Source organism: Parafrankia sp. FMc2 (genome assembly GCF_041008525.1).
Taxonomy (GTDB): Bacteria; Actinomycetota; Actinomycetes; order Frankiales; family Frankiaceae; genus Parafrankia.
Genome location: NZ_JBFLUG010000198.1, coordinates 1 through 10,336 on the forward strand (window position 1 = coordinate 1; position 10,336 = coordinate 10,336).

Annotated in this window: 6 protein-coding genes; all 6 read left to right on the top strand. The window is 65.3% G+C overall.

Going from position 1 to position 10,336, the window contains the following annotated elements:
• Positions 1-359: 359 nt before the first annotated feature.
• Genes AB1460_RS33460 through AB1460_RS33485 form a run of 6 tightly spaced genes read left to right on the top strand, consistent with a single transcriptional unit; the run spans position 360 to position 9,650 of the window.
• On the top strand, positions 360-929 hold the full coding sequence (locus AB1460_RS33460; protein ID WP_368966252.1) for a BrxE family protein: 570 nt from the start codon (positions 360-362) through the stop codon (positions 927-929).
• Positions 926-1,711: a BrxA family protein gene (locus tag AB1460_RS33465; protein WP_368966254.1), complete on the top strand. Its 786-nt coding sequence runs from the start codon at positions 926-928 to the stop codon at positions 1,709-1,711. The genes AB1460_RS33460 and AB1460_RS33465 overlap by 4 nt, the downstream gene beginning before the upstream one ends.
• A complete protein-coding gene (locus tag AB1460_RS33470) occupies positions 1,708-2,289 on the top strand; it encodes a BREX protein BrxB domain-containing protein (protein ID WP_368966256.1) in 582 nt (193 codons plus the stop codon). Before AB1460_RS33465 ends, AB1460_RS33470 begins: the two co-directional genes overlap by 4 nt.
• A gap of 15 nt (positions 2,290-2,304) precedes the next feature.
• Positions 2,305-5,853 carry a BREX system P-loop protein BrxC gene (gene brxC / locus AB1460_RS33475; protein WP_368966257.1) on the top strand — a complete coding sequence of 1,183 codons (3,549 nt, stop codon included), beginning with the start codon at positions 2,305-2,307 and terminating at the stop codon, positions 5,851-5,853.
• Complete coding sequence (locus tag AB1460_RS33480; protein WP_368966258.1) at positions 5,850-7,823, top strand: ATP-binding protein; 1,974 nt, start codon at positions 5,850-5,852, stop codon at positions 7,821-7,823. Before brxC ends, AB1460_RS33480 begins: the two co-directional genes overlap by 4 nt.
• A gap of 6 nt (positions 7,824-7,829) precedes the next feature.
• Positions 7,830-9,650, top strand: coding sequence for an Eco57I restriction-modification methylase domain-containing protein (locus AB1460_RS33485; protein ID WP_368966259.1), 1,821 nt, complete (start codon positions 7,830-7,832; stop codon positions 9,648-9,650).
• Positions 9,651-10,336 lie beyond the last annotated feature (686 nt).

Below are 10,336 nucleotides of genomic sequence, written 5' to 3' on the forward strand. Positions count from 1 at the left end.
GGGTACGGCTTACGTTCCACCATGTCTTCCAGCAGAACGCACCAGCCCCCACACGCAACACGATCAACCCCGCACGCCAGACATCACCTCAACCCGAAACCCAGCGAACCCGTACAGAACACCCTCTCAGCGTCGGGTAGCTCCCGGTCAGGCCAAATCGTTCCCAAGGTCCCCGGTGATCCCAAATCTGGCGATCATCGTGGGGACGCGCGCCGAACCATCCTCAGCGGTGCCCTAGGCTGATGAGATCGGGGCTTGCTGGGTTGGCTAGAGGGGGTCGTATCCATGTCGCCAAGCGTCGGCGCAGGTCATGCGCTGCATGGCTGCGCCGTTAGGCCGTCCAGCCGGGCAGCGATGTCATGATGGCGTGCGGTATCGATCTCGATCTCTTGCTGCGGCTGCGGCTCGTGGTCGCGCGCTTCGGGGAGATGGACGGCGCGCGATGGTGGAACTCCAGAGGTCAGCTGGGGAAACGGGGCGTGACGACGCTGCGGCGCGGGTTCCCTCGGACTCATCGGTTCGCACAGGCGCGTTCAGTGTTCACGCTGGCGGCCCACCGGTGCGATGAGATCTACAACCCGCTGGGCAGCGTCACTCTCTGGCGTCTTCCAGCTACGATCGAGGAGGAGTTCGACGCGCGATGGGAGCAGTGGCTCGACCACGCCGAGACCTGGTCCCCGTTCTTTGAACAGCTTGCGTCACCCGGCGACAGAAGCCTGGCCGAGACCTTGGGTTCTCTGGGCCTGGTTGGTGCGAAGGACCTCGCGGCCGCGGAGAAGCTGAGTCGTCCCGCGGAGGCCCGCGCGGTGAAGCTGCCAGCTGCGTTCTCCGGCACTGACGACGACGTCCGCCTGCTAGCGTTGGGCTTCGGGCATGGGGAGATCGGTAACTTGGTCGTCCCCTTCGCCTATGAACTGGCCACCACATGACGCTCCCGTCCCGGGCGCAGGTCGTCTCCTCGTTCACTGTCGTGAAGGGCGCGATGATCAATGAGACCTACGGTGTCTTTAAGGGCTGGGACTTCACCGTGTCGAAGCGGGAGAACCTCGACCGGCTGCGCAACCGGAACACAATCGGTGCCAGCAGTCTCACCTGGCTGCGCGACGTCGCCAAGGTGCTCAACCGGCGGTTCCAACCTGACGCCCAGGACAAGCCCCTGGTGATGTTGGCGCAGGCTGGTTGCCCGCTCGACGAGTGGAAGCCGCTGCTGCTCTGGCACATGACCCGTGACGAGTTCCTTGTCCGTGACTTCCTGCGGAATTGGCTCTTCCCCGCCCGTGTGGCCCAGGTAGCCCGGGTCCGTGTCGGTGACGTCGTCTCCTACCTTGCCGGCGTCGGAGACCGGGGAGCTGTGACCGAGCACGCCTGGTCGGAGACAACCACCAAGCGGGTCGCGGCCGGGCTGTTGAAGATGGCCGCGGACTTCGGGCTGTTGCGAGGCGGGGCGGCGAAAGAGTTCACTACCTACCATTTGCCGGACCGCAGCTTCCTTTACCTGCTGCATGCGCTGCGCGACGAGGCATCCAATCCGGGGAAGATCGTCGGCTCTCCGGATTGGCGACTGTTCCTGATGGGCCCCGCGGACGTCGAGGCAGAGCTGCTTCGGCTGCACCAGTACCGCAAGCTTGACTACCAGGTGGCAGGCAGTCTCGTCGAACTGTCACTCCCCTGCGTGGATGCCGTGAGCTACGTGAAGATGATGGTGTCGTGACCGATCGCACCTTCACGCACCGGCTTCAGGAAGTCCTCGAGCCGATCCTCCAGTCGGATGACCCGAGGCGGAAGCTCAGCGCGTACAACGACATGCCCTACGCGCTGTTCGTCTACGACCCGGAGCACGAGTTCCAGCTGCGCGGTCAGGTGAGGATGCTCGGAACCCGCCTGGAGCAGCATGGGAAGAGGGTGCACCTGGTATCGCTGGCCGAGTGCCTCGAGGAAGCTATGCTCGCCACCAACTCGTTCGAGGAGTGGTACGCCGTCGAGCGCGAGCACGGCGTCAACCTGGTCATCCAGACCATCACCGAGGTTCTCGCCGACTACGCGCCGCTCATCGACCTGGTCGCCAAGCGCCTGCCGGCAGACCCGGACCCGACACGTGACGTCGTGTTCATCCGCCGGGCGGGTGCGCTGTTTCCTGCCTACCGGACCTTCTCGCTGCTGGAACAGCTCAAGGGCAGGCTGCATGTGCCGACGGTGCTGTTCTACCCAGGCCACCGGGAGGGGCCGGCGGGACTGCGCTTCATGGGCGAGCTCGACGCCGAGCACAACTACCGACCCAAGATCTTCTGAGATGGACTGCTCTCGATGACCACGCCCCAGACCATCAGAGGCCTCTTCGCCAGGGACATCGACCGGCGGATCGAGGAGGTCATCAAGGTCGACCAGGCCGCGGACGAGATCCTCCGCGAGGAGATCGACGAGTACGTCGTCACCGACGCGATCCGCCGCCACTACACCGAGATCTTCGATGCGTACGAGCAGACGCCGAACAAGCCGCACGAGGGGATCGCGGTCTGGGTCTCCGGATTCTTCGGCTCCGGTAAGTCCAGCTTCGCGAAGATGCTCGGCCTGTCGATCGAGGATCGGAAGGTCGCCGGCGATCCTGCCGGCGAGCTGTTCGCACGGAAGTTCGACAGTGACAACCGGATCCGTACGCTCCTGCGACTGATCAACGAACGGATCCCCACCCACGCGGTCATCTTCGATGTGTCCACGGACCGCGGTATCCGCAGCGGCAACCAGACTCTGACCGAGATCATGTACGGGCTTTTCCTACAGAGCCTCGGCTACGCGAAGGACCTGGACCTTTCCGAGCTGGAGATCTCGCTCGAGGGCGAAGGCCGGCTCGACCGCTTCGAAGAGACGTATCGCGAGATCTTTCGTGGCAAGGAATGGAACAAGGAGAAGGGTAAGGTCGCCTTCGCCCTGAGCCAGGCGAGCAGGGTCATGCACGACCTGGAGCCCGAGACCTACCCCGAAGCGGACTCCTGGGTGCGTGCTGTGCGAGGCCGGACAGATGTCTCACCCCGCCGGCTCGCGGAGCGCGCGACCGAACTGATGAACCGGCGTAGGCCGGGACGCAGCCTCATGTTCGTCGTGGACGAGGTCGGCCAATTCGTCGCCCGCGACGTCCAGAAGATGTTGGACCTGCAGGCGATCGTGCAGAGCCTCGGGGTTCGCGGGCGTGGCCGCCACTGGCTGGTCATCACATCGCAGGAGAAACTGACCGATCTGGTCAGCGGCCTGGACAGCAACCGGATCGAGCTGGCCCGCCTCATGGACCGCTTCCCGCTGCAGGTGCACCTGGAGCCGTCCGACATCTCCGAGGTGACCAGCCGCCGGGTACTCGCGAAGAACGCGACCGCCCAGGACAGCCTCGGCACGCTCTTCGACGAGCACCGGGGCCGTCTCGAAGCACTCACCCAGCTGCGCGCCGATATCACGTTGCCCGAGCTGACTCGGGACGCGTTCGTCAGCCTGTACCCGCTGCTGCCCTACCAGATCGACCTCATCATCCAGATTGTCTCCGGCCTGCGCACCCAGGGCGGGGCGAGCCGGCACGTCGGTGGCGCGAACCGGACCATCATCAAGCTCGCCCAGCAACTGCTGATCCACCCGGACGTCAGGCTGGCTGACAGGCCGGTAGGCGATCTGGTGCGCCTCGACCAGGTCTACGACCTGGTCGAGAACAACATCGGTTCGGAAATCAGGGCGAAGATCACCGCCATCGCCCACGAGTTGCGCCACCCCCAGGCGCAGGCCGTAGCCAAGGTCATCTGCCTACTCCAATACGTGCGTACCGTTCACCGCACGCCGGAGAACATCGCCGCCGCGTTGCTGCCCGACGTCACGGCCGACTCTCCGCTCGCCTCGGTACGGGAGGCGCTCGTCAAGCTCGTCGAGACGCGCAAGGTCCGCCTTGGCGACGATGGTTACCGCATCCCGACGCCGGCCGAGGATGACTGGGAGCGGGTGCGTAACGGCATCAGTCCATCGCCAGCCGACACCCACAGCCTCTACGCCGATGTCCTGCGCGGCTTCTGGGAGCCGACGCCGACACACCGCCTCCAGGATGCACGTGCTTTCAAGGCTGGACTCGCCGTCTACGGCCGGGAGGTCCTAGACGGCAACTTGGTGTTCCACTTCCACCTAGCCCAGGAAGGCAGAGAGTTCGATGCACAGGCGACCGAGCTACGGGCCCGCAGCCAGATAGAGAGACAGAAGGTCTTCTGGGTGGTCGCTCTCAGCGATGCCATCGACCGGGAGGCCGTTGAGCTCTTCCGCTCGCAGGAGATGCTCCGCGGCAAGGAACGCGAGGCGCGGGGTGAGGACACCGCAGCGTTGATGGCCGAGGAACGGCAGCGCCAGCGACGCCACCAGGAGGAGCTGCGCCGCCGGCTGCGGACGGCCTGCCTCGCCGGGTCCGTCTACTTCCGCGGCAACGACCGGACTCCCGACGACCGTGGCGATGTGCGCCGGGCGGCGGCGGACATCCTCGAGAAGGCACTCCCCGACGTCTTCGAGCGGTTCAAGGACGCGCCGGTCAAGGCCGCCGACGCACGCAAGGGCGTCGAGGCGCTCTTCACCGCGCACGATCTTCGCGGACTGCCGGGGGTTTTCACCGCGCTCCGGCTGCTTCGCGACGAGCAGGGCAAACCGGTGTTCCAGGTTGACATGGACCCGTTGAAGACGGTCCTCACCCAGATCGAGGCGCGGACCAGCTACGGGGAGGCCGCGACCGGGCGGTACCTGGCCGAGGAGTTCGCCAAGGAGCCGTTCGGCTGGGAGTTCGAGATTGTCCGGCTACTCGTCCTGTCCCTGCTGCGCGCGGAGAAGATCGACGCGACGAGCCGGGGCAGGGTCATCGACTCCGTGGTAAGCATCGACGCCCGCGAGGCACTCGACAACAACAACCTCTTCCGCCATGCGTCCTTCCGACCGCGCAAGGGAATCGATGGGGACGAACTCGCCGATGCGCTGGGCTACTTCCAGGAAACCTTTGGTGAGGACATCACCGAACTCAAGGAGAGCCGGGTCGCCGAGCAGCTTCGCGCCGAGGTCGGGAGACACGATGACTCCGTCTCGGTAGCCCGCGACCTGCTGGTTCGCCACCAGCTCCCCGGCGAGACGATGCTCGAGGACGCGCTCGGGCTGTTCAGGGCAATCATGAACGGCTCGACCGACAACGCCATCACCACCTTTAATTCCAGCTACCGCGCGATCAAGGAGGCGATAGTCCGCGCGGGCGAACTGCGCCAGGCCCTCACGGAGCCGCGGCTGGCCGACCTCGGGCGGGCCCGACGGGCCCTAGAGGTCGCCTGGCCGCTCCTCAGGGACGAGGCCGGCGTTGATCAAGCACTGGAGTCGAGCGCTGCCGAACTCGGGGACCTGTTCGCCCGGGAGACCTTCTTCCGTGACCTGCCCGCGATCGCCCAGCACTCCCGCACAATCGAGCGTGAATACGAGCGCCGTTTCGACGACGCGCAGCAGGCGCGCGTCGACGCCTACAGGAAGGCGCTCGACCTGCTAACCGCACAGCCGGGCTGGTCCGAGGTCGACGAAGACGTGCGGGCCGAGATCGCCGCACCGCTCGTCGCCGGCGCGAAGCCGCTCCCGTCCGACGCGTCGATCTCGCTGCTCCGCTCGGAGCGGGACGCCTGCGAGACGCGACTGCGGACGGCGATCGAGAGGCTGCAACGGATCATCGAGGGCGACCGGCTGGCGGCCGTCCGTGTCGGGGCATACTTCAGCGGTGGCATCGAGACCGAGGAACAGCTCGATGCAGCTCTGTCAGGCCTTCGGGAGGAATGTGCTCGGCTGATCGGGGCCGGCAAGAAGGTCGTGGTCTCATGACCGTCCTGGTGAATCTTGAAGAGCTGGCCAGGCGGGAGAACGAGCAGACCGAGTGGAAGGAGAACGTCGCCGACCCTGACAACGTGGTGGCCACCCTGTCTGCCTTCGCCAACGACCTGCAGAACCTCGGCGGCGGCTACGTCGTCTGCGGGGTGCGGGAGGAAAAGGATGAGCACGGCTTCCCGCGGCTGCGCCGGATCGGGCTGACGGCGAACAGGCTCAAGGAGATCGAAGGCAGCGTTCTGGGTCTGTGCCGTACGAACGTCTCGCCGCCGATCACCCCTCTCGTCGAGGAGATCGAGACCGACGACCCGCGCCTGCGGATCCTGGTCTTCCTGCAGCCGGCGACGACCAGCGCGCACACCTTCCGCAAGCGCAACGACGGCGCGAAGCACTACGTCCGGGTGAGCCGGGAAACCCGTGAGGCCCGTAACGGGACGCTCAAGGACCTTCTGGTCCGCAAAGGCGCTCTGGAGCCCTGGGATCGCCGGCCGTGCAACGGCGCGATCGAGACCGACCTCGACCTCCTCGCCCTGCGGGAGTTCCTGCAGCGGATGGGCCGGTTCTCTGCCGAGCAGGGCGTGGCGCCCTATCTCTCCCCGGATTACCCCCTGAGCACGCTCGTCCCACCGCTGCTGGTCGCCGAGCCTCTGACCGGCGTCCTGCGGCCCCGGAACTTTGCCGTGCTGCTGTTCGGCCGGAACCCGCAGCGGTTCATCCCGGGCGCGGTCACGATGTTCTCGATCTATCCCGGTACTGACCGCTCCGACCGGCACGCGGAACGGCACGAACTGGACGGAAACCTGGTCGAGCAGGCGCTGAGGCTGACGGAACTGCTCGACGTCCAGTCGTACACCGCCTTCGACAAGGCGGACCCGAAGGCGCCGAACGCGATCAAGTACCCGCCGAGCGCGCTCTACGAGGCACTCGGGAACGCGCTGGCACACCGGGACTACGAACTGGTCGACCCGACCCGGCTGACGGTGTTCGCGGACCGGATAGAGGTTTCCTCCCCAGGCCCGCTGCCAACGGGCGTCGACCTTGAGGCACTGCGGGCGGGAAACGCCCCGCCGAAGTGGCGGAACCAGGCCCTCGCATGGTTCTTCGCCCGCCTGCAGCTCGCGCAGGGCGAGGGGCAGGGGATCCCGACGATCCTGCGGGCGATGCGGGAGGAGGGCAACCCGCCGCCGGTCTTCGACGCTGATCAGATCCGGGTGGTCGTCACGTTGCCGGCCCACCCGCGGCACGCGATCCTGCGTGACCTGCGCGCCGCCGAGCAGGCTCTGGTCCTCGGCGACCTGGAACGGGCACGGTCGCAGGTCGAGGGCGTGCTCGACCGGGACCCGCTGAACTTCCGGGCCGTCCAACTTTTCGCCGAGGTCCACCAGGCCAGGCGGGACCCAGCCGCCGTCGCAGCCTGGGTCAGCTCACGCCTGGACGAACTCGACGGGCTGCCATCGCAGGTGCTGCTGGCCCTCGGCGAGGCCGTCGGGTCCGAGCAGGCCACCGACGAGGGTCGACGCATTGCGATCCGCCTGCTCGACCGCGCCGCCACCGGCCGGCTGCAGGAAGACACGGTGCGACGGATCGTCCTGGCGCTGCGGCGGGCGGCCGAGGACGAACGGGCCTTCTCCCTTCTCGACGGGCAGTTGCTGGCTCGCCCGGAGTGGGCAAGCAATCCGCTCATGCTCCAGTTGCGTGGTGACACGCTTAGCGGGATGGCGCGGCGATGCCGTGCGATGGCCAGGAACCCGGAAGCCGCACCAACGACCCGGGCCCGGGCCTGGCAGGAGTTCCACTCCTACCTCGACCGAGCGGAACATGACCTTCGCGCCGCGCTCGTTCTCAGCGTCGACGCGCGCCTGCGCGAACAGCTCACGAACAGCATCACCGTGGTGGACAAGCTACGCCGAGAGGAGCGACCGCCCGAGGATGCGGAGCCGGGCGCTGCCAGCGGGGACAAGGGGTAGTCGAAGATGGACAAACAGACACGGGGCGCCATCGAATCGGCGACACGCCGGGCGCGCCGGCTCCTGGAAGAGGACTTTGCCTTTCAGCTCGACGGCAAGTTCGACATCCGCCGCGATGCCGTGGCCGATGCACCCGGCGCGCACCTGAACCCGCGACAGGTCTTCCAGCGGGAGCGGATCATGGCAGCGCTGGGCCACAAGCAGGCGGCAGGCATGTCGGTCGCCGACGCGGTGACGGACTATGTCCGTGATGCCGCCTTCACCACACTCAACCGGTTCGTCGCGCTCAAGATGCTCGAGCGGCGCGGCCTGGTGCAGACGTGTGTCTCCAAGGGCGAGGAGTCGCAGGGCTTCGAGGAATTCTGCCTGCTTGCGCCCGGGCTACCGTTGCTGCCGGAGAGCGCCGGCTACCGGCTCTATATTGAGTCGCTGTTCGATGAGCTCTCCACCGAGGTGAAGGTACTCTTCGACCGACGCGACCCCGCGTCGGTGCTCTGGCCACGGCGGGCCGCCTTCGAGGAGCTGCTCGGCAGCATCAACGACCCGAGTCTCGATGGCGTCTGGGGCGAGGACGAGACGATCGGCTGGGTCTACCAGTACTTCAACAGCGCCGACGAGCGCCGGCAGATGCGAGACGAGAGCCAGGCGCCCCGTAACAGCCGCGAGCTGGCCATCCGCAACCAGTTCTTCACCCCACGCTACGTCGTGCAGTTCCTGACCGACAACACCCTCGGCCGGATCTGGTACGAGATGCGCGGCACCAAGACCACACTCGCGGAGAAGTGCGAGTACATGGTCCGCCGACCAGGCGAGACGTTCGCCCCACGGACGAAGAAGGACCCCCGCGACCTGCGCATCCTCGACCCGGCCTGCGGCAGCGGCCACTTCCTGCTCTACGCGTTCGACCTCCTCGTCACCATCTACGAGGAGGCCTACGTCGACCCGGCGAGCCCGGCCAGCGATGACACGGGTTGCCGCCTCGCCGAAGACTATGCTGACCTTGCCGAGTTGCGCGCGGCCCTGCCCGGCCTGGTGCTCCGGCATAACCTGCATGGCGTCGACATCGACCCCCGCTGCGCCCAGATCGCCCAGCTCGCCCTCTGGCTCCGCGCACAACGCGCCTATGACGACTTCGAGGTCGGACGTAGCGCGCGGCTACCGATCCGACGCACCAACGTCATCCTTGCCGAGCCCCTGGTAGCCGACGGCGGCATCGCCAAGGACTTCCTCGACCGTCTGGAGAACAAGGAACTGGCGGCGGCGTTTATTGAGTTCAAGGATGAACTGGCCCTAGCCGGCGACCTCGGCGTGCTTCTCCGCATCGAGAAGCGTCGGGCTGTGCTGGCGCCTGGCTATGAGAGCGATTTGTTCACAGCGGAGGGAGATCCTCTGCGTAAGGCTCTCGACAGCTACAGCAAGGACGAAGTCACCCGAGCCAATACTCGCCGCCGCCTCTTCGCAGACGACGCCACTCAGGGGCTTGGTCTCCTCGATCTCACCAGCAAAAAGTATGATGTCGTCCTGATGAACCCTCCCTTTGGCGCTCCCAGCGTTCATGCGAAGAAGATCTTCGAGCAAGCCTACCTTCGAACGAAGATCGACATCTACGCCGCTTTCGTAGAGCGTGGTATAGAACTACTGTCTTCTCGTGGTCGCCTCGGAGCCATTACCTCCCGCACTGGCTTCTTCTTGTCAAGATTCCAGGCCTGGCGCGAAGAGATTCTTCTTAAAACCGCTCCGCCCGCCGTCGTAGCTGATCTCGGCCCAGGAGTGCTCGACAGTGCGATGGTGGAGACCGCTGCCTACTGCCTGGAGCTGGCATCATGACGCTGATTTTTCGAGTAATCGACTCCTCGGCGGATGGCAAGTCGGAGAATCTTCTGGAGGCAGTGACACAAGCCAATGGCGGTATCGAATCTTCGACGGACATCTATGCGTGCGAGCCGGAAAACTTCTCCACCGTTCCGGGGAGTCCATTTTCATACTGGACTACAGACGCAATCAGGGCTACATTTACAAGAATCCCATCATTTAAGCAAGGTTATCTTGCGACGCGCGGCGCTTATACGACGGACGACTTTCGATTCTACCGACTTTCATGGGAGGTCTCTGACGCCGATATTCGTGGCGGAAGTGGATCCGAATCTACAGGCCACAGATATGTCAATCTAGCCAAGGGTGGATCCTTCGCCGATTTCTACTCTGACGTTCATCTTGTCGTTCGCTGGCAGAGTTCCGGCGCAGAGGCGAAAGCATTCCTCTCATCCTATCGCCAAAAGAAGGGGTGGGGCACCGACTGGTCTGCATGTCTAAACGGGTACAGCCACTACCTTCGCCCGGGCCTTACGTGGTCGCTCCGCACCCAAAAAGGCCTCAACGTGCGCGTAATGCCTGCAGAATGCATATTACACACAAGGGTCCCGCAATCTTCGCAAAGAACGACGACATCGAGACGCTCTTGTCGGTTCTAGCAGTCACCAACAGTTCAACATTTCGCTACCTTGTTGAATTGC

Bases quoted from the DNA above. Each gene is read 5' to 3' on its own strand.
- AB1460_RS33460 (WP_368966252.1), top strand. From the start codon at position 360: ATGATGGCGTGCGGTATCGATCTCGATCTCTTGCTGCGGCTGCGGCTC.
- AB1460_RS33465 (WP_368966254.1), top strand. From the start codon at position 926: ATGACGCTCCCGTCCCGGGCGCAGGTCGTCTCCTCGTTCACTGTCGTG.
- brxC (WP_368966257.1), top strand. From the start codon at position 2,305: ATGACCACGCCCCAGACCATCAGAGGCCTCTTCGCCAGGGACATCGAC.
- AB1460_RS33480 (WP_368966258.1), top strand. From the start codon at position 5,850: ATGACCGTCCTGGTGAATCTTGAAGAGCTGGCCAGGCGGGAGAACGAG.
- AB1460_RS33485 (WP_368966259.1), top strand. From the start codon at position 7,830: ATGGACAAACAGACACGGGGCGCCATCGAATCGGCGACACGCCGGGCG.